General features: G+C 56.5%; 23 protein-coding genes. 8 read left to right on the plus strand and 15 right to left on the minus strand.

Annotation, left to right across the window (positions count from 1 at the left end; all coding sequences use genetic code 11):
* Positions 1-94: 94 nt before the first annotated feature.
* Together RYC18_RS07405 and sutA are read left to right on the plus strand one after the other, a co-directional pair.
* Positions 95-520, plus strand: a complete 426-nt coding sequence (locus tag RYC18_RS07405; RefSeq protein WP_005743175.1) for a secondary thiamine-phosphate synthase enzyme YjbQ — start codon at positions 95-97, stop codon at positions 518-520.
* 98 nt (positions 521-618) lie between these two features.
* Positions 619-948 carry a transcriptional regulator SutA gene (sutA, locus tag RYC18_RS07410; RefSeq protein WP_002555811.1) on the plus strand — a complete coding sequence of 110 codons (330 nt, stop codon included), beginning with the start codon at positions 619-621 and terminating at the stop codon, positions 946-948.
* Between the two features lie 74 nt (positions 949-1022).
* On the opposite strand, the gene RYC18_RS07415 is transcribed toward sutA, so the two are convergent.
* From RYC18_RS07415 to lptM, 6 genes are read right to left on the minus strand one after another with little or no spacing between them, the layout of a single operon-like run.
* Complete coding sequence (locus RYC18_RS07415; RefSeq protein ID WP_004659608.1) at positions 1023-1715, minus strand: HAD family hydrolase; 693 nt, start codon at positions 1713-1715, stop codon at positions 1023-1025.
* Entirely contained in the window at positions 1708-2607 is a 900-nt protein-coding gene (gene xerC, locus RYC18_RS07420; protein ID WP_002555813.1) for a tyrosine recombinase XerC, read from the minus strand. Before xerC ends, RYC18_RS07415 begins: the two co-directional genes overlap by 8 nt.
* A gap of 2 nt (positions 2608-2609) precedes the next feature.
* Positions 2610-3344 carry a DUF484 family protein gene (locus tag RYC18_RS07425; protein WP_316884756.1) on the minus strand — a complete coding sequence of 245 codons (735 nt, stop codon included), beginning with the start codon at positions 3342-3344 and terminating at the stop codon, positions 2610-2612.
* 13 nt (positions 3345-3357) lie between these two features.
* On the minus strand, positions 3358-4188 hold the full coding sequence (dapF, locus tag RYC18_RS07430) for a diaminopimelate epimerase (RefSeq protein ID WP_004659606.1): 831 nt from the start codon (positions 4186-4188) through the stop codon (positions 3358-3360).
* A gap of 4 nt (positions 4189-4192) precedes the next feature.
* Positions 4193-5440 (minus strand): diaminopimelate decarboxylase, encoded by a 1248-nt coding sequence (gene lysA, locus RYC18_RS07435; RefSeq protein ID WP_004659605.1) that lies wholly within the window; start codon positions 5438-5440, stop codon positions 4193-4195.
* 9 nt (positions 5441-5449) lie between these two features.
* Complete coding sequence (gene lptM / locus RYC18_RS07440; protein WP_002555817.1) at positions 5450-5596, minus strand: LPS translocon maturation chaperone LptM; 147 nt, start codon at positions 5594-5596, stop codon at positions 5450-5452.
* A gap of 238 nt (positions 5597-5834) precedes the next feature.
* Here lptM and cyaY point away from each other — a divergent pair, with 238 nt between their 5' ends.
* The 3 genes from cyaY to rnk all read left to right on the plus strand — a co-directional run bounded on the left by cyaY (position 5835) and on the right by rnk (position 6945).
* The gene (gene cyaY, locus RYC18_RS07445; protein WP_002555818.1) at positions 5835-6167 is read left to right on the plus strand and encodes an iron donor protein CyaY; all 333 of its coding nucleotides are present in this window, start codon (positions 5835-5837) and stop codon (positions 6165-6167) included.
* Positions 6168-6169: 2 nt separating this feature from the next.
* Positions 6170-6400: a DUF1289 domain-containing protein gene (locus RYC18_RS07450; RefSeq protein ID WP_044295754.1), complete on the plus strand. Its 231-nt coding sequence runs from the start codon at positions 6170-6172 to the stop codon at positions 6398-6400.
* Positions 6401-6537: 137 nt separating this feature from the next.
* Positions 6538-6945, plus strand: coding sequence for a nucleoside diphosphate kinase regulator (gene rnk / locus RYC18_RS07455; protein ID WP_005743168.1), 408 nt, complete (start codon positions 6538-6540; stop codon positions 6943-6945).
* Positions 6946-7114: 169 nt separating this feature from the next.
* Here rnk and RYC18_RS07460 read toward each other — a convergent pair whose 3' ends face one another.
* The 7 genes from RYC18_RS07460 to RYC18_RS07490 all read right to left on the minus strand — a co-directional run bounded on the left by RYC18_RS07460 (position 7115) and on the right by RYC18_RS07490 (position 14943).
* Entirely contained in the window at positions 7115-9961 is a 2847-nt protein-coding gene (locus RYC18_RS07460) for a class I adenylate cyclase (protein ID WP_316884765.1), read from the minus strand.
* A 183-nt stretch (positions 9962-10144) separates the two neighbouring features.
* Positions 10145-10393: a TIGR02647 family protein gene (locus tag RYC18_RS07465; protein ID WP_002555822.1), complete on the minus strand. Its 249-nt coding sequence runs from the start codon at positions 10391-10393 to the stop codon at positions 10145-10147.
* 217 nt (positions 10394-10610) lie between these two features.
* Entirely contained in the window at positions 10611-10886 is a 276-nt protein-coding gene (locus RYC18_RS07470; RefSeq protein ID WP_005743165.1) for a hypothetical protein, read from the minus strand.
* Between the two features lie 91 nt (positions 10887-10977).
* Positions 10978-12309, minus strand: coding sequence for a glutamate/aspartate:proton symporter GltP (gene gltP / locus RYC18_RS07475; RefSeq protein ID WP_002555824.1), 1332 nt, complete (start codon positions 12307-12309; stop codon positions 10978-10980).
* Between the two features lie 456 nt (positions 12310-12765).
* A complete protein-coding gene (gene rimK, locus RYC18_RS07480; protein WP_003318100.1) occupies positions 12766-13671 on the minus strand; it encodes a 30S ribosomal protein S6--L-glutamate ligase in 906 nt (301 codons plus the stop codon).
* On the minus strand, positions 13668-14111 hold the full coding sequence (locus RYC18_RS07485) for an ATP-dependent zinc protease (RefSeq protein WP_170947379.1): 444 nt from the start codon (positions 14109-14111) through the stop codon (positions 13668-13670). Before RYC18_RS07485 ends, rimK begins: the two co-directional genes overlap by 4 nt.
* A 49-nt stretch (positions 14112-14160) precedes the next feature.
* Complete coding sequence (locus tag RYC18_RS07490) at positions 14161-14943, minus strand: EAL domain-containing protein (RefSeq protein WP_002555827.1); 783 nt, start codon at positions 14941-14943, stop codon at positions 14161-14163.
* Between the two features lie 170 nt (positions 14944-15113).
* Between RYC18_RS07490 and RYC18_RS07495 the strand changes: the two genes are divergently transcribed.
* From RYC18_RS07495 to RYC18_RS07505, 3 genes are all read left to right on the plus strand, one after another.
* A complete protein-coding gene (locus RYC18_RS07495; RefSeq protein ID WP_316884784.1) occupies positions 15114-15521 on the plus strand; it encodes an RNA-binding S4 domain-containing protein in 408 nt (135 codons plus the stop codon).
* A 171-nt stretch (positions 15522-15692) separates the two neighbouring features.
* Positions 15693-16595 carry an Hsp33 family molecular chaperone HslO gene (gene hslO / locus RYC18_RS07500; protein WP_316884785.1) on the plus strand — a complete coding sequence of 301 codons (903 nt, stop codon included), beginning with the start codon at positions 15693-15695 and terminating at the stop codon, positions 16593-16595.
* A gap of 179 nt (positions 16596-16774) precedes the next feature.
* On the plus strand, positions 16775-18319 hold the full coding sequence (locus RYC18_RS07505; RefSeq protein ID WP_005743163.1) for a phosphoenolpyruvate carboxykinase: 1545 nt from the start codon (positions 16775-16777) through the stop codon (positions 18317-18319).
* A 44-nt stretch (positions 18320-18363) separates the two neighbouring features.
* Here RYC18_RS07505 and RYC18_RS07510 read toward each other — a convergent pair whose 3' ends face one another.
* A complete protein-coding gene (locus tag RYC18_RS07510) occupies positions 18364-19731 on the minus strand; it encodes a hypothetical protein (protein ID WP_316884787.1) in 1368 nt (455 codons plus the stop codon).
* A complete protein-coding gene (locus RYC18_RS07515; protein WP_057401472.1) occupies positions 19718-20773 on the minus strand; it encodes a nucleoid-associated protein in 1056 nt (351 codons plus the stop codon). Before RYC18_RS07515 ends, RYC18_RS07510 begins: the two co-directional genes overlap by 14 nt.
* Between the last annotated feature and the right edge of the window lie 476 nt (positions 20774-21249).

A 21249-nucleotide genomic window follows, 5' to 3' on the forward strand; every position in this document is an offset into this window, starting at 1 on the left:
CAGTCTTCGTCAACTTGCAGGGAAGCCGGTTTATTGCGCGCTTTGCTTTTTTCTCAGTCGAGTTAGAATGCGCGCCGAAGGTGCGGAGAACGGTATGTGGCATCAATCCAGAATTGCCTTGCGGGCCAGGCCCCGCGGGTTCCATCTGGTGACTGACGAAATAGTCGCGGGTTTGCCCGCATTACGCGATTGTCGTGTCGGGCTACTGCATGTATGGCTGCAACATACCTCGGCTTCGTTGACCGTCAACGAAAATGCCGATCCGGCGGTACGTCGTGACTTTGAGCGTTTTTTCAACCGTCTGGTGCCCCAGGGCGTGGACGGCTACGAACATGACGACGAAGGCCCTGATGACTTGCCAGCGCATTTCAAGGCCAGTCTGCTGGGCTGCCAGTTGGTTCTGCCGGTGACGGCAGGGCGACTGGCGCTGGGCACCTGGCAAGGTATTTACCTGGGCGAACATCGAGACGCTGGTGGGTCTCGTAACGTCCTCGCCACCCTTCAGGGTGAGTGGATATAACCGCTGGAGTCAGCGGTTATGGAATTTTTCCGATCGCCTTAGCATTTCCGGGCGGTTGGGCTATAACTAATCAGCTTTCGCAAGTCATGAGGTAGAACATGAGCGACGACGACGATACTAACGACGATCTGGTAGACGACCTGGAAGGCGAAGACGGTGAGGAGCTTGCAGCAGCCTCCCCGGAAGACGACGCAGCCGAGCCAGACGATTCCGACGTTCCGGCAGCACCCGCAAAAGGCAAGGCCAAGGCCGCTGTCTCGGTCGATGAACTGCCTAGCGTAGAAGCCAAGAACAAAGAGCGCGATGCTCTGGCGCGTGCCATGGAAGAGTTCCTGGCGCGTGGTGGCAAGGTGCAGGAAGTGGAGGCCAACGTGGTCGCCGATCCGCCCAAGAAGCCTGACAACAAATACGGTAGCCGCCCGATTTAAGGCTGCAGACGCTGTATGAGAAAAAGCCCGCCGTCGCTGCGGGCTTTTTCTATTGAGCGAACATCAGACCGTTTTCAGGCCCAGCGTGCCAGGACTTCCGGCAGCTGCGACAGGTTGTGGATCTCGGCATCCGGCAGCCGGTCTGCGTCCCAGGCCTTGCCTTGCGGGTTGTACCAGATGGCGCGCATGCCCGCCTGTTGGGCACCTGCGATATCGTCCTTCGGGTGATCGCCTACGTGCACGGCTGCGCTGGCATCGACTTTTGCGCGCCGTAACGCTTCCACAAACGGTGCGGGGTCGGGCTTACCGATACCCAGGTCCTCGGCGCACAGCGCGAAGGCAAAATAGTCAGCCAGCCCCAAACGACGCACATCGGCATTGCCATTGGTAATCACGCCCAGCGTGAAGGTCTTGGCGAGAATTTCCAGCATGGGTTGCACCTCAGGGAAAATCTGCACCTGATGGCGGCCATGCAGGAAGACTTCAAAGCCGCGGTCGGCAAGGTCCTGCGCCTCGTCCGGGTCGTAGCCGGCATCTTCGAGCGCATGGAACAGCACGCGGCGTCGCAAGGCGCTGATGCGGTGCTTGAAGGACGGGTCTTCAGCCACAAGGCGCGAGCGAATTTCCCACAGGTGCTCGACAGGAATCGCCCCCAGCTTTGGCGCGTGTTCGGCCAGCCAGTCACGCAGTGTGACTTCGGCACCGGCAATGGCAGGGGCGGTGTCCCAGAGCGTGTCGTCAAGATCAAACGTCACCAGCTTAATCATCTGCAGCTCCTTTACGTTTGGCTCGGGGATGGGCGCTGTCATAAACAGTAGCCAAATGCTGGAAGTCCAGGTGCGTATATATCTGCGTGGTCTTGATGTCCGCATGACCCAGCAGCTCCTGCACGGCGCGCAAGTCCTGTGACGACTCCAGCAGGTGGCTGGCGAACGAGTGACGCAGCATGTGCGGATGCAGGTTCTGCCCTAACTCCCTCTCACCAGCCGCCTTGAGCCGCACTTGAATTGTGCGCGGGCCGAGGCGCTTGCCTTGCTGGCTGACGAACACGGCGTCGTCCTGCGGATTGGTCAGGGCACGCAGCGGCAACCATATTTCCAGCGCCTGGCGAGCCTTGCTGCCGACCGGCAGTACGCGGGTCTTGCTGCCTTTGCCCAGGACCTGCACCAGACCGTCGCGCAGGTCCAGTTGGTCCAGGTTCAGGCCCGTCAGTTCGGACAGGCGCAACCCTGATGAGTAAAGCAGTTCCAGAATGGCTTGATCGCGATGAGCCAGAAAATCATCTTCAACGCCACCGTCCAGTAATTGCGCGGTGCGGTCGGTGTCCAGCGTCTTGGGCAGACGCCGCTCGCCCTTGGGCGGTGACAGGCCGTTTGCCGGGTCGTGCTGGCAGATGCCTTCGCGATTGAGGTATTTGTAGAAACCGCGCACCGCCGACAGCATGCGGGCCAGACTGCGTGAAGACTGGCCCTGTTGGTGCTGGCGGGCGGTAAAGCTGCGCAGGTGCTGGATATCCAGATCATTCCAGCTCGACAGTTGCGCCTTCTGGCAATATGCCAGAACCTTGCCCAGATCGCGCCGGTAGGCTTCAAGCGTATGAGGCGACACCTGGCGCTCACTGCGCAGGTGCATGCAGTAGGCGTCCAGATGCTGTTCCATGGCTAGCGAACCGAGCGTAAAGAGTGAGCGAAACGCGGCAGCAGGCGGCTCAGGACGTCGGCGATGTAACTGAGGAACAGAGTGCCGACCGAGCTTTTGTAATGCTGCGGATCACGACTGCCGATGGCCAGCACGCCATGCAGGCCCATGTGATTGAGGCTGGCGATGGCGGTAGAGCCCACTTCCTTGCCTTGCTCTGCGCCAAACAGGAACGCCAGTTCATGCTCACGCAACGCGCCGCAGATGATCTTCTCGCCAATCAGGCCGCCGATTGCTTTCTGTGCTTCGGCGCTGCTGACCCATCGCCCCACTTGCATCGGGCTGTCACTGAACAGGATCAGGCTGACGAAGGGCACCTGAAAATCCTGACGCATGCTGTCTTCGACAGCGATGACCAGCTCGTCCAGGCTGGTGGCATCCATCAGGGCGAGGTTCAGGCGTCGGGTCTTTTCGAACAGGCGGTCGTTGTCCCGTGCGACGTCCATCAGCTGCGACAGGCGATGACGCATTTCGATGTTGCGCTCGCGCAGCAGCTTTAGCTGACGCTCGACCAGCGAAACGGTATTGCCACGCTGGTGCGGGATGCGCATCGACACCAGCAGCTCGTCGTGCTCGGCGAAAAAGTCCGGGTGCTCAAGCAGGAAGGCGATGACCGCCTCTGCTTCAAGGTCTGGCGCTGCGCTATCGACAGGCGATTCGCAGGGGGTGCCTGTTGAAGCGGGAGGTTGATCGGTCATGGCAGTTACTCACTCAAAGACGAACTTGGCCTTCATAAACCCTGACGGCGGGGCCGGTCATCATGACAGAATGTCCCGGCCCAGCCCATTCGATGGACAGGCGACCTCCGGGCAGGTCGATCAGCAGCGGCGAATCCATCCAGCCCTGGCTGATGGCAGCAACCGCCGCCGCACAGGCGCCGGTGCCACAGGCCTGGGTTTCCCCGGCACCACGCTCCCAGACACGCAACTGCGCACGCTGACGATCCACCACGTGGAGAAAGCCCACATTGACCCGTGCCGGAAAGCGCGGGTGATGCTCGATCTTTGGCCCCAGCTCGTGGACCGGCGCGTTATTGATGTCATCGACACGCAGTACGGCATGCGGGTTGCCCATGGACACAGCAGCCAGTTCGATATTCTGCCCGTCTACCTCGACGTTGTAACGGGTGGCCTGCTCTGCGGCCTCGAAAGGTATTTCTTCCGGGACAAACCTGGGTGGCCCCATATCGACGCTGATCTGCCCGTCGCTCCGGATATCCAGCTCAATGATGCCGCTCTTGGTCTCGACGCGTATCTGCTTCTTGGCCGTCAGGCGCTTGTCGAGTACGAAACGGGCAAAGCAGCGCGCGCCGTTGCCGCACTGTTCGACTTCGGAACCATCGGAGTTGAAGATTCGGTAGCGAAAGTCCACATCCGGATTGTTCGGCGCCTCGACCAGCAAAAGCTGATCGAAACCGATACCGGTGTGGCGGTCGCCCCATTGTTTGGCATGCTTGGGCAAGATGTGCGCGTGCTGACTCACAAGGTCCAGGACCATGAAGTCGTTACCCAGCCCGTGCATCTTGGTAAAACGCAGCAGCATGGGATTACTCCGGCAGCAGGCTTTCGCCAGCGAACAGCTCGGCCACGGTTTCGCGACGACGCACTTCAAAAGCCTGGGAACCGTCGACCAGTACCTCAGCAGCACGGCCACGGGTGTTGTAGTTCGAACTCATGACGAAGCCATAGGCACCGGCCGAATGGACCGCCAGCAGATCGCCTTCGGCCAGCGCCAGCTCGCGCCCTTTGGCGAGGAAGTCGCCGGTCTCGCAGATCGGCCCGACGATGTCGTACGCACGAGGTTCGCCGTCGCGCGGGCGTACCGCGGTGACGTCCATCCACGCCTGATAAAGCGCTGGGCGGATCAGATCGTTCATCGCCGCATCGACGATGGCGAAATCCTTGTGCTCGGTGTGCTTGAGGTATTCGACGCGGGTCAGCAGCGCGCCTGCGTTGGCCACGATGAAGCGCCCCGGCTCGAACAACAGCCCCAGATCACGACCAGCCAGTCGCTCACGCACGGCTTTGATGTAGTCGGCCGCCAGCGGAGGCTCTTCGTCGCGATAACGCACACCAAGACCGCCACCCAGATCGATATGGTGCAGGTGAATGCCGCAATCGCCCAGGCGATCAACCAGGTCCAGCAGGCGATCCAGCGCATCAATGAACGGCTCGAGCGTGGTCAGTTGCGAGCCAATATGGCAGTCGACCCCGATCACTTCCAGGTTTGGCAGTTGCGAGGCGCGAATGTAAACGTCTTCGGCATCTGCAATGGCGATGCCGAATTTGTTTTCTTTAAGGCCGGTGGAGATGTAAGGGTGAGTGCCTGCATCCACATCCGGGTTGACCCGCAGCGATATCGGCGCACGAACGTCAAGCTCGGCAGCCACTTCCTGCAGGCGCTCAAGCTCGTCGGTGGATTCGACATTGAAGCAGTGCACACCAACTTCAAGAGCGCGACGCATGTCTTCACGGGTCTTGCCGACGCCGGAAAACACGATCTTCTCGGCTTTGCCGCCTGCGGCCAGCACACGCTCCAGTTCGCCGCGCGAAACAATGTCGAAACCGGCGCCAAGACGCGCCAGGACATTTAGCACGCCCAGATTGGAGTTGGCTTTTACGGCGAAGCAGACCATATGCGGCATGCCGCTCAGCGCATCGGCGTAGGCACGGTATTGCGCCTCTATATGAGCGCGCGAGTAGACATAGGTCGGCGTGCCGAAGCGCTCGGCAATGGCAGACAATGCTACCCCTTCCGCGAACAGCTCACCGTCGCGGTAGTTGAAGGCGTCCATTGAATTCCCTTAAAGGTGCTTGTGCGATTGCGATTTGGCTTGTTCATCCGGAGTTTTGGTGTCATCCGGCAGATACAGCGGGCCTTTCTGGCCGCAGGCTGTAACAAGACAAGCGACCGCGACAAGCGCAGCAAGCGAAGAGATCAGGCGCTTCATGGCGAAATCCTTTGTAAAAGCATTAATTGCGCCCGAGTATACCGACCACCCGGCACCTTGCCTATGCGAGCGGCCTCCCGTCTGGCGTGCCTTTGACGTGAAAGCCGCAGCAGAGCGGTGGTTGATCGGGATTAAAGTGCTCGTGCATCGTCAATGATGAGTAAGCTTTGCATTTGCCTGGCTGCGTCCGTATCTTGCCCCTCTGCGCTATTTGCAGACACTTATCGAGGTTCCCGCAATGAGTTTGACCGAAGCCCGTTTTCACGACCTCGTCGATGCGACGCAGCAGGTGCTGGAAGATGTTTTCGACGAGAGCGGCCTGGATGTCGACCTGGAAAACTCGGCCGGCGTCCTCACCGTCAAGTTCGAAAACGGCTCGCAACTGATCTTCAGTCGTCAGGAGCCGCTTCGTCAGCTGTGGCTGGCAGCCCGCTCCGGCGGTTTCCATTTCGATTATGACGAAGAGAACAGCCGTTGGGCATGCGACACCAGTGATGAGCTGCTCAGCGAAATGCTTGCGCGCATCACCCTTGAGCAAGCCGGTGTCGAACTGGATTTCGACGAGATCTGATCGTGAGCCAGTCCCCCGTTCGACCGCCCAAACCGCTTTTCAGCAACGTCAGCCCGGCTGTACCGTCGCCCTGTATCAGCCTGTGCCGGCTCGATGAGCAGAAGGTTTGCCTCGGGTGCTTCCGTCATGTCGAAGACATCCGCGAATGGCGCTCGGCCGATGACCATCGTCGTCGACAGATTCGCCATGAAGCGGACCAGCGTCGAGCCACTGCGGGCCAGACCGCAGGCTGATGCCGCGTCGGGTTGTGTATTTACTGCGCTGTGTTAGTGTCGGACTCTGCTTCTCCAGATTGAGAGGCCCGTAGAACCCCGCCCACCCCGGCGGGGTTTTGTTTTATTCATGGAGAATAAAGGAGTCTGCCCAGACCATGACCACAGCACCTTCGATCATCCTCACCCGCCTCGACGTACAGCGTCTCGAGAGTTTTATCGCCAGCCAGGACGAAGACACGCCGGGCATCCAGGCGTTGCAGGCCGAACTGGACCGCGCCGATCAGGTAGTGGGCCACGATGAAGTGCCTGCGGGCGTTGTGACCATGAATTCGCGTGTGCATTGCCGTGAAGAAGTCAGCGGCAAGGACTATCACCTCAAGCTGGTTTATCCCCAGGATGCAGGCGCAGACGGCACCGTCTCGGTCCTCGCGCCAATGGGCTCGGCGTTGCTGGGTTTGCAGGTCGGCCAGCACATCGACTGGCCAGCACCGGGCGGCAAGACCCTCAAGCTGACCTTGCTGGCGGTGGAGTATCAGCCGGAAGCAGCGGGCGAGTACGAGTAATCGAAGGCGCTGCATCCGTAAAGCGCCTCCGCATTCAAGAGCGGACGCAGAGCGTCCAGAACGGCATTTCCACGCTGGAGCGTGCGGAACGAGAGGCGGCGCGCAGAACACCTATCGTGCCAGTGCTCGGCGTTGGAACGTTAGGCGCGCGGGGCAGGACAAGCGTACGTCAGGCCTGGTCCATCGCCTCGTTCAACAGCTTTTCCAGCTCGGCCTTGTGATGCAGGAAGAGGATGCTTTGTCCATGCCGGTCATCCAGCAGCCCGGACAGGTCCAGGTCGGTGATGTAACAGCGATAGCGCTGGGGTTCCAGGCGTTTGCCGAGAATTTGCCGGGCAACGGCGGCATACAGCTGATCGCCATATTCCAGCTCGGAAAACTCGCAGTTATCGCAGTACAGCGTGGCGCTCAGCTGTCCGGGCGAGGTTTCTTCGATGATTGCCTGCACGTCATAAAACGCCTTGTCCGCCGCAGTCGGTGCCAACCGATGTTCGACACGCCGGGCAAGCCCAGGGCCAGAAGGCAGCACTTGGTAATAAAGGGTTTCCAGCGAAACCGGCTCGGACGGGTCGTCCAGCGGCAATGACGCGCCTCGGCGATAAACCAGCGAGTGAAGAAAACGCTGCAGTGGCGTCAGCAGGCTTTGTTCGTCGTGATACGGCAGGCGCTGGTGCCAGAGCGAATTGTGTTCGTCCAGCACGTACACGTCGGCATCCGGCTCGTTGATTCGGTAGAACACCTGAATGCATTCAGGCTGACCAAGTGGCAGGATCAGGGCCAGATCGTGGCCATCGAGTGCCTGTGGGTCCAGATGCAAAGGGCTGTACAACGGCAGCTCTTCACCCAGATAATTGAAAAGGCCTGGCAGGCTGTTGACCACTACATGACCGACCTGGCCGGGTTTGATCTCCAGCACGTGATACTGCTGCTGCACTTGAATCAGATAACGATGGTTCAACCGCCTGGCGAGTAATAACCGGGCCGTGCTGATCAGTTCTTCAACCCGCTGAGCGATGGCAGGTGCCCGGTTATGACAGAAGCAGCGCACGCGAATCTGCGGCTGCTTACCGCTCTGCGGCAGGCTGCCGAGCAGTTCGCTCATGCAGTCGAGCAGGGCATGCGGGCCGTCATAGCGGCTGACCAGCGTTTCGTTCCAGGTATTGAGGGTGATCTGGTCCAGCGTCAGCACCAGATTCTCCCGGACACCCGCATAACTGAGCGAGTCGGTGCGCTCGGTGGTCATCAGAATATTAAGGTCGCGGTGATGCCTGAGCGGGTCGACACCGACATTGACCAGCAACAGTATCTCGCTGGGTGTACTGGGCATGAGCAGCTCATCGTCGCTGACCTCGGGCAGCGGCAGTTCAATACTCTGCTGCAAGGCACCGAGCAGGTTGAACAACTCGAACTCGCTCAAGTCACTGGTGCCCGGATGCAGCGCCACGCGGGTCGTGGTGTCGATCACGTTGTTGCGGTGGCACCAGGTCAGCAGCTCGAGCAATTCCCGGCTGCGCTTGATCGGCGAAAAGTTCGGCCACTCGTGAATACCCAGGTTGCCGTTGTACAGGGCCCACTGATGCTTGCCTGGCTCGCGTTTATCAGGGGAATGCACCAGCGTCAGCGTATCTTCTGCGAGGTCCGGAGCGATGCCCGGATTGATGAACTCGACCTTGCCCGCCTTGCGCTCGAAAGCGGCATACAGGCGCCGACCGAGTATGGTCAGGTCACGAGCATTGAGCGCGTCGGCGGTGCTTTGCGTTCTGGCGAACCGGGTCTGGAAGCGATAGCTGTAATTGAGCTCGTTAACCAGTGCACGACGCTCGCTGGCCACCTGGCGCACTTTCCACTGGCTGCGGCTGTCGAGCAGCGCCAGTTGTCGATCATCCCAGCCCCACTCAGAGGTCAGGCGCTCCAGCAGCAGGCGTTGCCAACCGGTGTTGCGCTGACGGCTCGAGCCGGTGAGCTTTTTGTTGACCTTCAGGTACAGGCTGCGCCGCACCAGTTCGAGGCGCTCTTGCTCGTTGCGTGCCTGCAGGTGCTCTTCGATACGCCGGTACACAACCACGTACGGGTCCAGCTCATCCAGGTCCAGTTGGTTGGCAAACACCGCTTGCTTGAAACGCAGGCTCAGGCACTGCACGCGGGGATGTTCACTGGAGTAAACCTCGATCAGCAGCAGCTTGAGAACAGACTTGTAGGGCGACTCGATACCCTTGAACAACTGCCACAAGCCGGCACCAATAAATTCCGCCGCAGGAATGTGCGACATCGGCCCGAGGTCGAGCACTTCGCTGGCGCGAATGAAGCGTTTGCTCAGCAGGGTATGGGTGTAATCCTCATAGTTCTGCTCTTCATAGACTGGCACCAGCCACCACATCGGGGTGCGCCCTGCGAGCCAGATCGCCGTGCGATAAAACTCATCGAGCAACAGGTAATGCTGGGTAGTGCCGCAGTCGTCAGAGCTGAGCTGCGAGTCGCGGTCCCCACGCTTGAAACGTTGCGGGTCGATCAGGAAAAAGTGCGCCTCTGCCCCCATAGTGGCGGCCCAGGCTTCAAGGGCCTGGCATTTCCTGCGCAGTTCGGCGATGGCCTCCGGCTCCAGTTCGCTGTCGTGACAGACCCATACGTCCATGTCGCTTTGTTCAGCCTGGGCCAGCGTACCGAGGCTGCCCATCAGGAACAGGCCGTGAATCGGCTGAGGAGCGTTACCACGCCGGACCTTGTAAGAGAAGGAGCGTGTCAGGCGTTGCGCTTCGGCCAGCGCCAGCGTGTCCGGTTCGTACTGCGAGACGCCAGCAGGCGTGCCACCGGAAACGTAACCGGGCAGCAGAGGGTGGTTGACGTGAAAGAACAGCGGCAGCAGGGTCAGAACGCTTTGCTGGCGGGTCGACATGCCTTCGAGGGCACGCGCATATCGCCCGTCATTGAGCGACAGGAACCGGTTACGCAACTGGCTGAGAACCTTGCGGTCGATGCCCTCATCCAGGTCGGGGCGAATTTCAGGATTACGCGTCATCGCAACTCAAGGCATCTGGCCTGTGCAGGCGTGGAATTACTGAGCAAAGATGGCGGAGAAGGTTTGCAGCCGAGAGAAAAGGATTCAGTCGGGTTGTTATTCTGACGCCAGAATCCTGTATCGACCGGCGTTCAGATAAGTGAAGGGCCTGCCACGCTTTTTTGTGCGCAGGCCCTGCGCCTGTCAGGCAGCTTGTTTGGAAACGTTGAGGATGGTCAACAGTGATTGGGCATGTTGAGCGGCCTCAAGCCCGAGGCTGGTCAGATAACCGCCATCGACCTGGGTCGTCAGTCCTTTATCGAAGAGTCTTTTTGCTGCTGCAACGGCAGTGGGTGCCGCTACATGGTGGACTTTCAGGCCTTCCTGGGTGTTTCCCAGATTGAACAATGCAAGGATTTCCAGTTCGGCAACCAACTCAGGGGTATACGACATAGGTACTCCAGACTTTTTGTAGTAGTACGACCTCGCCGGCTGGCGGGTGCGCTCTGGAATCGACGTGTCCAATCTGCGCTCGTCGGTTCTGGATGACCGTTGAAGCCGGTTTGGCGTGGCAGCCCCGGAGGATCATGCGGCAGCGGGGCATTTGCAGTGTAGTCAGCGTCTGGAGTGTTTGCAGCATATATCTTGCTGGCACGACCTGACCGCAAGGTTACTTTTCCGGGGGCAGATCGGGCAGGGCCCGCAGCGCTGCTTCGTACCATTGCGTATCGAACGGACGGTCCTGCTCCAGCAAGGCGTCGATTTCGATGGCCAGGACGTGCGCCATCATTTCGAGAATGTCTTCACGCTCGTACTTAACCAGGGTAAGCATGTTGAAAACAGCCTTGGCCGCTGGCGGATTACCGGATTCGATCTGGTTCTCGATGGCTTCGATCAGGGTCGAGGCGGCAAATTCTTCTTCGTCATTGTCGAGTGCGTCGTTCATGTTCATTCCTCTGGTAAGGCAGGCAGTCTAACCGGCGACCTGAAAACAACAAACCCCGGAGGTCCGGGGTTTGTCAGCACATTGGCGAAGATCAGTCAGCCGTCGGCTGGCCCATCGGTACAGGTTCCTTGCTGCGCCAGTGCGGCAGGGAGTTCCAGTAGCGCTCGCCCTTTTCATCGTCGTACATGCCTTCCCAGCGCGAGATGACCAGTACGGCCAGCGCGTTGCCGATCACATTCAGGGCCGTACGCGCCATGTCCATGATCCGGTCGACACCGGCAATAAACGCCAGGCCTTCCAGCGGGATACCGGCGCTGCCCAACGTTGCCAGCAGTACCACGAAGGAAACACCCGGCACACCCGCGATACCTTTGGACGTGACCATCAGGGTCAGAACCAGCATCAGTTGCGCGCCAATCGACAGGTCAATGCCATACAGCTGGGCAATGAAGATCGCCGCAATGCTCTGATAAAGCGTAGAACCATCGAGGTTGAACGAATAACCCGTCGGCACCACGAAGCTGCAGATCGCCTTCGGCGCGCCATACGCTTCCATCTTCTGGATCACGCGTGGCAGTACGGTTTCGGAGCTGGCGGTGGAGTAGGACAGAATCAGCTCGTCCTTGAAGATGCGCATCAGCCTGATCACCGAGAAGCCGAACGCCCGAGCGATCAGCCCCAGCACCACGAAGGCAAAGAAGGCGATGGCCACGTACACCAGAATCACCAGCTTGGCGAGCGGCAACAGGGAGGCGAAACCGAAGTTGGCGACGGTCACCGCAATCAGCGCGAACACGCCGATCGGCGCGTAGTTCATGATCATGTGCGTGACCTTGAACATGGTTTCCGAGACGCCCTGAAACAGCTTCACCAGAGGCTCACGGACCTCTGCCTGCAGGCTGGAAAGCCCGAGACCGAACAGCACTGAAAAGAAGATGATCGGCAGCATCTCGCCACGCGCCATGGCAGCAAAGATGTTGGACGGGATCAGGTTGAGAATGGTCGCGATAAACGCGTGATCATGCTGAACTTCGGCCGTTGTCTGCTGGTATTTGGAGATATCCACCGTACCCAGCGTGCTCATGTCGATACCCGTGCCCGGATGGAACACATTGGCCAGCACCAGGCCCACCAGAATGGCGATGGTGGTCACGACTTCGAAATAGAGGATGGTCTTCAGACCGATGCGCCCCAGTTTCTTGGCGTCGCCCACACCCGCGATGCCTACAATCAGCGATGCGACAACGATAGGGATAACGATCATCTTGATCAGACGAATGAAGATATCGCCCGCAGGCTGCAGGAGATTGGTGATCCACCAGGCCTTCTCGGCGCTGAAATGGTTGAGCAGCGCACCCACCGCGATACCCAGTACCAGTCCGATAAGAATCTGCCAAGCCAGACTCAGCTTTGCCTTCTTCATATTATTACCCTTGTTCAAAGTGGCTTGGGCAAGTCCAAGACCGATGCGCCGAGCGTGCTTTTCAAAGCAGTTTCAGGGCAGGGGATCCCTTTGGAAATGTCCCGAGAAGGTCACCGCAGACGAGCATCCCGGCTCTGTAGCAGGCGAAAAAAGTCGCAACTATTCCCATGGCACGCGCATACGTCTAATGCCGTAAACGACTACCTCATGCTCAATCGGCATACAAATAAGCAGAAATGTGTTGATTTATGTCGCGAGGCGAGAGGGCGATTCGGCGCGAAGGTGGCTAAAACGTCGTCTTCGGCCTGATGGAGAGAAGCGGGTTTGCAGAAAGAAGATAGCGCTGCTGAATCGATTACTCGGCGCATTTAACAGATGTACGGTAGTGAAGTGCCCAGGCCAGCTTATCCGCAGACAAGCTCATGGCCTGAGCGATTGAGTCGAGTCGCCGCCCTGTCAGCCTTTTCCTTTGGTGCGGGTCATGTGCGGGCCGCTGTTTTTCTCCAGATACTCGATAATCATCCCGGCCACATCCTTGCTGGTGGTGACTTCAATGCCTTCCAGGCCAGGTGACGAGTTGACCTCCATCACCAGCGGGCCGTGATTGGAGCGCAGAATATCCACACCCGCCACACTCAAGCCCATGACCTTGGCTGCACGCAATGCAGTCATGCGTTCTTCCGGGGTGATCTTGATCAGGCTGGCACTGCCGCCACGGTGCAGGTTGGAGCGAAACTCGCCCGGTTTGGCCTGACGCTTCATCGAGGCGATGACCTTGTCACCGACAACGAAGCAGCGAATATCGGCACCGCCCGCTTCCTTGATGTACTCCTGCACCATGATGTCCTGCTTGAGGCCCATGAAGGCTTCAATCACCGATTCGGCCGCCGTGGCGGTTTCGCACAGCACCACGCCGATGCCCTGAGTGCCTTCCAGCACCTTGATGACCAGCGGCGCGCCGTTGACCATCTGGATCAGGTCGGGAATATCGTCAGGCGAGTGGGCAAAGCCTGTCACCGGCAAGCCGATGCCCCGACGTGACAGCAGTTGCAGCGAGCGCAACTTGTCGCGCGAGCGGGCAATGGCGACCGACTCATTGAGCGGAAATACGCCCATCATTTCAAACTGACGCAACACCGCACAGCCATAGAAAGTCACCGAGGCACCGATGCGCGGAATCACCGCATCGAAGCCCTCCAGAGGTTTGCCGCGGTAGTGGATCTGCGGCTTGTGGCTGGCGATGTTCATATAGGCGCGCAGGGTGTCGATCACCACCATCTCATGGCCACGCTCGATGCCAGCTTCGACCAGACGACGGGTGGAATACAGACGCGGATTACGCGAAAGCACAGCGATCTTCATGCAACACCTGAGGAAGTAGAGGCCGGGAACACCGGCTTGTCTTGTACGTAAGTTATGCCCGGATTGACCACCAGTTGGCCGTCGATCAGCGCTTTGGAACCCAGCAGCAGTCGATAACGCATCGACTTGCGGCAAGCCAGTGTGAATTCCACTGGCCAGATACGATCACCCAGGGCCAGCGTGGTGCGAATGACGTAACGCACCTGCGCGTGACCGTTGGAGCTTTTAATGGTTTTCATGGCAACCAGTTGCGCCTCGCAGCGGCGATGCCGCAACTGAACCACAGTGCCCAGATGCGCGTTGAAGCGCACCCATTTCTGGCCATCGCGCTCAAAAGGTTCGATTTCGGTGGCATGCAGGCTTGACGTGCTCGCACCGGTATCGATTTTTGCCCGCAGGCCCGCCACCCCCAGGTCGGGAAGCGCTACCCACTCGCGCAGGCCGATGACTGTCAGATGGTCGAATGTTTTCAATGCAATTCCGTATGTCTCAAGACTTCTGCCAGACGTCAGGTGCTATCTGCGCCAGGGCTTTGAATGCAGGTTTGGCGAACAGATAGCCCTGCATCAGGAAAATGCCGCAATCGGCGAGAAAGTCCCGCTCCTCAACCTGCTCTATACCTTCGGCAATGAGCTTAATCCCCAAGTCCGAACACATTGTGACAACACCCCGAACAATAGCCTGACGCGCGCGATCACGATGAATGTCGCGAATCAGGTTCATGTCGAGCTTTATCAGGTCTGGCTGAAAGTCCGCGAGCAGCGTCAGCCCGGAATACCCGGCACCGAAATCATCGATGGCGGTCATGAAGCCGAACTCGCGATACTCGCGCAGAATATTGCTCAAGTGCCCGTTGTTATCCACATGCTCGCTTTCGATTGTTTCGAAAATCAAACGCTCGACAGGAAAGTCATGCTGCCTCGCGGCCTCCAGCGTGCTGCGGATACACAGCTCGGGACGATACACGGCGTTGGGCAAAAAGTTGATCGATAAACGCTCGTTCATGCCCAGTTTCGCGGCACCGGCGATGGCGGTGGTCCGACAGGCCTGATCGAAGCGGTAGCGGTTCTGGTCGTTGACCTGACTCAGAACGGACATCGCACCTTCACCATTGGGGCCACGAACCAGCGCCTCGTGAGCGAAAATCGACTGGTCGTGAAGGTTCACGATCGGTTGATACGCGTAGTCAAACGAGAAATCCAGTTCCGGACTGCCCGTGCATCCCGCGCACCCTTTTCTGGGGGCGGTCAACGAAGTTGGAAAATCTGTCACGTCGCGCTCCATGTAGGGGTCGGGCAATGAAAAGGGGAATAGCTGTTTTTGACAAGCAAGGATCGGTTACTTCATGTTCGTGTGGGTATGTACACATCAGGCGAGCGACGCAGTCGCGTTTCCTGATGAGCCCGATAACGTTCAGACTGCTGCACTGATGAGGAATTCAAATGGCGCAAAAGCCGGAAGAAGATGACAAGGTCCGTCTGGATAAATGGCTGTGGGCCGCACGTTTTTTCAAAACACGCGCATTGGCCAAAGCAGCTATCGAAAGCGGCAAGGTGCACTGTCGCGGCGAACGTTGCAAGCCCGGCAAGGAGCCTCGTCCAGGCGACGAGTTTCAGATTCGCATGGGCTTCGATGAGCGCACGATAGTGGTCGAGGCGTTGTCCACCGTTCGCCGGGGTGCGCCTGAGGCGCAGACGCTGTATAGCGAGACACCGGACAGCATCGCCAAAAGAGAACGCGCGGCCGCTCAGCGCAAGGCTGGCAACCTGGGTGTAACTACCGACGGAAAGCCCACCAAGAAGCAACGCCGGGAGCTTTTTGGTTTCCGTGCCAGCCACAACAACGACTGAAAACAGCGCATGGCGGCTCCGGCGATCAGCCCGAACGGCCAACCCGCTTGGAAGCGCACCGGATAGCTCCTAAAATGCCGGTCAATCCGCATGGCCACGGCGCTTTCGAGTGCCGGACGGTGCTTGCTCAGCCGCGTGCCATCCACTGTCATTACTTCAGATACCTTCCCTATGCATGATTTACCGGACACCGATTTCACCCAGCGCTTCATCTTCGACGAAAGCGACGTTCGTGGAGAGCTGGTAGCCCTTGAACGCAGTTATGCCGAAGTACTCGCCAAGCACCCGTACCCGGAGCCGGTCGCGCAGTTGCTGGGAGAACTGATGGCTGCCGCCGCTCTGCTGGTCGGCACCCTCAAGTTCGACGGACTGCTGATTTTGCAGGCGCGCTCCAGCGGCGCTGTACCGCTGCTGATGGTCGAATGCTCCAGCGAACGTGAGCTGCGCGGTATCGCCCGCTATGACGAAACGCTCATCACGCCAGACGCGGGCCTGCAGGACCTGATGCCTGATGGTTCGCTGGCATTGACTGTCGACCCGCACAAGGGCAAGCGCTATCAGGGCGTTGTGGCGCTGGATGGCGTCGACCTGTCGGAAAGCCTCTCTAACTACTTCGTGATGTCCGAGCAGTTGGGCACCCGTTTCTGGCTCAAGGCTGACGGTCATCGCGCCCGCGGCCTGCTGCTGCAGCAACTGCCTGCCGCACAGATCACCGACCCGGAAGAGCGCGATGCCAGCTGGGAACATGTCATTACCCTCGCCAGCACCCTGACTGCCGAAGAAATGCTCGGCCTGGACAACCAGACCATTTTGCATCGCCTGTATCACGAAGACCCGGTGCGCCTGTTCGACGCTCAGCCAATCTGTTTCCGCTGCAGTTGCTCGCGCGAGCGCTCGGCCAACGCACTGGTCAGTCTTGGCCTGGAGGACGCGCAGCAACTGGTCATCGAGCACAACGGCAGCATCGAGATCGACTGTCAGTTCTGCAACGAGCGCTACCTGTTCGATGCCACTGACGTTGCACAGCTGTTTGCTGGCGGCGGTGTCGATTCGCCATCTGACACGCGCCATTGATCAACGCGTAAAGCCCCTCAGAATACGGTATGGGCCCTTGTAATGCTGTTCTGACAGGAGGGTCCTACCATTTCTGGGCATTTCTGGCATAATCCGGCCCACTTTTACGCTGTAGTAGTGGTTGTTTTTTTACTACAAAACCGTTTGGAGCACTCGGCTACAGGCCGACGGGGAACCTCATGACGCAAATCAACAACGCTGTGCACACCGATCTGAGCACCGACGAACTGGTCAAGGAAGCCCTTGCCCGTAACGAAGGCGTACTTTCCGACACTGGCGCACTGGTTGTGGAGACAGGCCATCGTACTGGCCGTTCGCCGGTCGATCGTTTCATTGTTGAAGAGCCGAGCACCCAGGACGCCATCGCCTGGGGCCCGATCAACCGCAAGTTTCCGGCCGAGAAATTCGACGCCTTGTGGAACCGTGTCGGTGCATACCTGGCCGAGCGCGAGCGCTTCGTTTCCCACGTTCATGTAGGCTCCGATCCTGCGCACTACCTGCCCGTCAAGATGACCACCGAAACTGCGTGGCACAACCTGTTCGGCCGTTGCCTGTTCATCAACCCTGAACAGTACAACCCGGCTGGCAAGGACGAGTGGGAAATCCAGAACGCGCCATGGTTCGTTTGCGACCCTGAGCGTGACGGCACCAACTCCGACGGCACCGTGATCATCAACTTCGCAGCCCGCAAGGTTCTGATCGCAGGCATGCGTTATGCCGGCGAAATGAAGAAAGCCATGTTCTCGGTACAGAACTTCCTGCTGCCAGCTTCGGACGTACTGCCGATGCACTGCGCCGCCAACATGGGCGAAGAGGGCGATGTAACCCTGTTCTTCGGCCTGTCCGGCACCGGCAAGACCACCTTGTCCGCCGATGAAAGCCGTTACCTGATCGGTGACGATGAGCACGGCTGGGGCGAAGGCGTGGTGTTCAACATCGAAGGCGGTTGCTATGCCAAGTGCATCGACCTGTCCGAGAAGAACGAGCCGGTCATCTGGAAAGCCATTCAGCACGGCGCCGTACTGGAAAACGTCGTACTCGATCCGGTTACCAAAAAAGCCGACTACGCCGACAGCAGCCTGACCCAGAACAGCCGTGCGGCCTACCCGCGTGAACTGATCGAAAAACGCGCACCGAAAAACCTCGGCGGCGAGCCAAACGCCGTGATCTTCCTGACCTGCGACCTGACCGGCGTCCTGCCACCAGTGTCGATCCTCAGTGAAGAACAGGCTGCCTACCACTTCCTGTCGGGTTACACCGCACTGGTCGGTTCGACCGAAATGGGTTCGGGTTCGGGCATCAAGTCCACCTTCTCCACCTGCTTCGGCGCCCCATTCTTCCCGCGTCCGGCTGGCGAATACGCTGAACTGCTGATCAAGCGCATCCGCGGCTTCAAATCCAAGGTCTACCTGGTCAACACCGGCTGGACCGGCGGTGGCTACGGCGTCGGCAAGCGCTTCAACATCCCGACCACCCGTGGCGTGATCGCAGCGATCCAGAGCGGCGCACTGATCGGTGCAGAAACCGAGCACCTCGACACCATCAACCTCGACGTACCGAAATCGGTACCCGGCGTCGACACCGGCCTGCTCAACCCACGCAACACCTGGGCTGACAAAGCTGCCTACGACGAAGCCGCCAAGGCCCTGGCTGGCCTGTTCGTGGAGAACTTCAAGAAGTTCGACGTGAGCGACGCCATCAAGGCTGCGGGTCCGAAGTTGTAATAAAACATATCGAAAATAAAACCGCCTACTAAGGCGGTTTTATTTTATCTGAAAAACCTAGTTATAAATTCTTTTGTAGCGTAAACCAGCCTTGATTGAGAAATAGCCATTAAAATCATAATAGCCATAGTCAAAGTATAAATAGTGATCGCATAGGACTTTGAGCGATTATATGCCTTAACCGCATCTTTAAAGGGTCGCGTTGATAAATCCTTAAATTCTGAAATCGGAATTAGATAATTAACTTTTTTACTCCACAAAAATCTAGACCTTGTCAGGGATATTATGTAGGCGCGATTTGTACTTATTGTTATTGATAGGCTCGCCGCCAGCCAAAGAACACTAAATACTAATAGGAAACTAGACTCGATTGACGCTTCCTTCACCGCAAGTATTTTTATACTTACAGTTCCAATGGCAATAGCTATATCCCTGAATAACGTCGACGTGAGAGCATGTGTGCGATCAATTATCTTCGAGGACTCTTCAGCAATAATTTTTCTTAAATCCGCAATGGCTTTTAGTGTCTCGGATGATTTGCTATGCAAATGAGCCTTGTAATCGTTTTTTGAATTTTCCAGCACCCTAGATGCCACTCGGTTAAAAAACTCAGGCCAAGTTTCAAGCTTTCTACGTCGCTCGCTAGCTATCCTGGAAGAAAAAAAGTTATGACGTATATCTACTTCTCGATCGACATCCAGTATCCAACTTGTACTTTCCACAACTTTTAAAGTATCAAACGGAATTTTGTCGGTTTTTTCGTCGTATTCTATTTCTAGTTTTTGAGGACCAGAGAAAACCAAGTTCAAAGCTAAGTTTTTTTTCCAAACCTCAGTGCAAAAAATTAAGCTTGAGCATGGAATAGCTATTTCCTCCCAAACGCGAAAAGCTTCACCTAATACATCAGGCCTAGTACGAAGAGTCCAGAACTTTAGATGCTCAACTAATGCACCACCTGTGGAGTCACGGATAAAATTCCTAGGATCGATAAGCAAATGGCTTATATCATCGGCACTCTGATCCTCACTCCATATTTTAAAATTGCAGCTTCGCGAGGAAAACTCTGAAAATACAAAAAACAAATAAATAATATTGCTTCTTTGAACCTTGTCATTTTTTAGCGATCTTCGCAGACCGCTAACTGTAAAAAAAACTGTAGAAGTCCCCCTAGGCAGCTTTGATATTTTGAGATTGGCACTAGAGCCAACCAGCTGTCCGCTAGCGTCGGGCAGAGGGAATTTTTCACCTTCCTCGGTTCTGCATTCAAGCGTAAAAAACTTTTTATATGAGTCAGCAAAATCGTTTAATATACAAATATCACTTGCAGACAACGCTGGAAGCTCAAATATAACTTGCTCATGGCTTTCAGTCGATGAGATCGAACGCGCTGTTAATAAGTTAAAGTCTTCCATTGAATTCGTCATCTACAATATATTGCAGGGTGGAGACAATGATTTTCTTTGTACTGTCTGAATCATCAAATTCAATATCGCCGCTATCGACATGTTCTTGGGTGTATATAATCTTCACACCTTCATATGTTTCCTTTATCTTTTTTGTGGATTTAGGGTAATAATTTTCCGGTATTTTTATTATCGAGGCACTAATTTTTTGCTTTTTAAGCTCTTTTGTAAAGCTAGACAATATTTTTTCGTCCGAATGAAGCTCTCCAAACATAGCAGTCAATAGGTTTTCTGGATGCTCGGGGTTGAATAATTTTATAGATGATATAGCTTCTTTAGCTGTTATCTTCAAGCTGCTAATTATTGACGATGGGACTATGTTCTTATTAGACTTGGCAGTGTTTGAAAGCGCAGTTAATAGTCGATCAGTCAATGTCTCGTGCGTGAATTCTCGTGACACGTCAAGAAAAGCTTTAAACTTTTCTGTGATATCACCATTTTTCTCACTCCGATCAATGCATATCAACTTCCCAGTATCTCCGTTTATTTTTATAAGCGCAGATTTCTGTAGCGCTTTTTTGTCCTGAACAAAAGTATTGAGAATTAAATCTAAGATTGGCTTTGTTTTTCCGTCTTCGGTTTGAAGGGTTTTATACGAAATAACTTTAATGTCATCATATTTTATAATTGCAGCGTACCGCTCTTCATCGCTTTTTATCTGCAGCAACATGAGTACACCAGGGATAAGACGTTTATCACTCTCATAAAGCTTTTGAAAGCGTTCTGCGAGAATCTGCGAGCAATCTACGAACGCATGAGGACTATCAAGCGCCTGTTGAATTTGAGTTTGCACACCAGATGCGGGGTTGAAGTTATAACTTGTGCCTTGCGATGTTTCGATGAGTCTAGAGATGAAAAACTCAGAGTGTACGCTGGGGTCTTCAACTTCTGTAAGGATTTTTGGAGCTTTTAAATCAGGCCCAATTATGTGAAAAATCACTCGCTCTACAGTCGAGATCTGACTGATATTAATATCTTCGGTAGTGCTCATTATTCAACCTTCGTGGGCATTTTTTAAACAGCGCCTCGTTTGGGGCGATTCGTTCCGCTTCGTTAGCGAGAGTTGGATCCAATAGTAATCCTAAAAGGCAGCTAATCGCCACTACGTATTGATGTCGCTGTTTTCGCCAACGACGGTCTCTTTTCATTGGTATGACAGGCCTGTGAAAATGTCACAAATCCGAAGGACATCTCTCTATCCCTTGTGCGAAATTTCCTAGATCATCCAGCCTGCTTGCGCTTGGTTTCTCCTGGATCTAGCCTGCGTCTCGTCACTGCACATTCAGTGACCGGGCGTGAGAACCCGTCCTTGAGTAGGCGCATCACTCTGCCAGCTATCGTCGATTTCTATTGGCGCATGCTTCATGGCGGCTGTGTGCAGGCAGACCCCGGTCTGGCCGGATGCCTACTGTTCGGTTTCTCACCCTGTACATAGCTGCCACCTTTTTGTTGTGTGAGAACAACGAA

The organism is Pseudomonas syringae group sp. 247E2, from assembly GCF_032587795.1.
In the GTDB taxonomy this organism is placed as follows: Bacteria; Pseudomonadota; Gammaproteobacteria; order Pseudomonadales; family Pseudomonadaceae; genus Aquipseudomonas; species Aquipseudomonas amygdali.

What these genes read in the sequence shown, in the direction of transcription:
- cyaY (WP_002555818.1), top strand. Translation starts at nt 5,835, where the DNA reads ATGAGTTTGACCGAAGCCCGTTTTCACGACCTCGTCGATGCGACGCAG.
- hslO (WP_316884785.1), top strand. Translation starts at nt 15,693, where the DNA reads ATGCATGATTTACCGGACACCGATTTCACCCAGCGCTTCATCTTCGAC.
- RYC18_RS07465 (WP_002555822.1), bottom strand. Translation starts at nt 10,393, where the DNA reads ATGTCGTATACCCCTGAGTTGGTTGCCGAACTGGAAATCCTTGCATTG.
- dapF (WP_004659606.1), bottom strand. Translation starts at nt 4,188, where the DNA reads ATGCTGCTGCGTTTTACCAAGATGCACGGGCTGGGTAACGACTTCATG.
- RYC18_RS07405 (WP_005743175.1), top strand. Translation starts at nt 95, where the DNA reads ATGTGGCATCAATCCAGAATTGCCTTGCGGGCCAGGCCCCGCGGGTTC.
- RYC18_RS07510 (WP_316884787.1), bottom strand. Translation starts at nt 19,731, where the DNA reads ATGGAAGACTTTAACTTATTAACAGCGCGTTCGATCTCATCGACTGAA.
- sutA (WP_002555811.1), top strand. Translation starts at nt 619, where the DNA reads ATGAGCGACGACGACGATACTAACGACGATCTGGTAGACGACCTGGAA.
- rnk (WP_005743168.1), top strand. Translation starts at nt 6,538, where the DNA reads ATGACCACAGCACCTTCGATCATCCTCACCCGCCTCGACGTACAGCGT.
- RYC18_RS07505 (WP_005743163.1), top strand. Translation starts at nt 16,775, where the DNA reads ATGACGCAAATCAACAACGCTGTGCACACCGATCTGAGCACCGACGAA.
- RYC18_RS07460 (WP_316884765.1), bottom strand. Translation starts at nt 9,961, where the DNA reads ATGACGCGTAATCCTGAAATTCGCCCCGACCTGGATGAGGGCATCGAC.
- gltP (WP_002555824.1), bottom strand. Translation starts at nt 12,309, where the DNA reads ATGAAGAAGGCAAAGCTGAGTCTGGCTTGGCAGATTCTTATCGGACTG.
- RYC18_RS07415 (WP_004659608.1), bottom strand. Translation starts at nt 1,715, where the DNA reads ATGATTAAGCTGGTGACGTTTGATCTTGACGACACGCTCTGGGACACC.
- RYC18_RS07495 (WP_316884784.1), top strand. Translation starts at nt 15,114, where the DNA reads ATGGCGCAAAAGCCGGAAGAAGATGACAAGGTCCGTCTGGATAAATGG.
- RYC18_RS07425 (WP_316884756.1), bottom strand. Translation starts at nt 3,344, where the DNA reads ATGACCGATCAACCTCCCGCTTCAACAGGCACCCCCTGCGAATCGCCT.
- RYC18_RS07515 (WP_057401472.1), bottom strand. Translation starts at nt 20,773, where the DNA reads ATGAGCACTACCGAAGATATTAATATCAGTCAGATCTCGACTGTAGAG.
- RYC18_RS07470 (WP_005743165.1), bottom strand. Translation starts at nt 10,886, where the DNA reads ATGAACGACGCACTCGACAATGACGAAGAAGAATTTGCCGCCTCGACC.
- rimK (WP_003318100.1), bottom strand. Translation starts at nt 13,671, where the DNA reads ATGAAGATCGCTGTGCTTTCGCGTAATCCGCGTCTGTATTCCACCCGT.
- lysA (WP_004659605.1), bottom strand. Translation starts at nt 5,440, where the DNA reads ATGGACGCCTTCAACTACCGCGACGGTGAGCTGTTCGCGGAAGGGGTA.
- xerC (WP_002555813.1), bottom strand. Translation starts at nt 2,607, where the DNA reads ATGGAACAGCATCTGGACGCCTACTGCATGCACCTGCGCAGTGAGCGC.
- lptM (WP_002555817.1), bottom strand. Translation starts at nt 5,596, where the DNA reads ATGAAGCGCCTGATCTCTTCGCTTGCTGCGCTTGTCGCGGTCGCTTGT.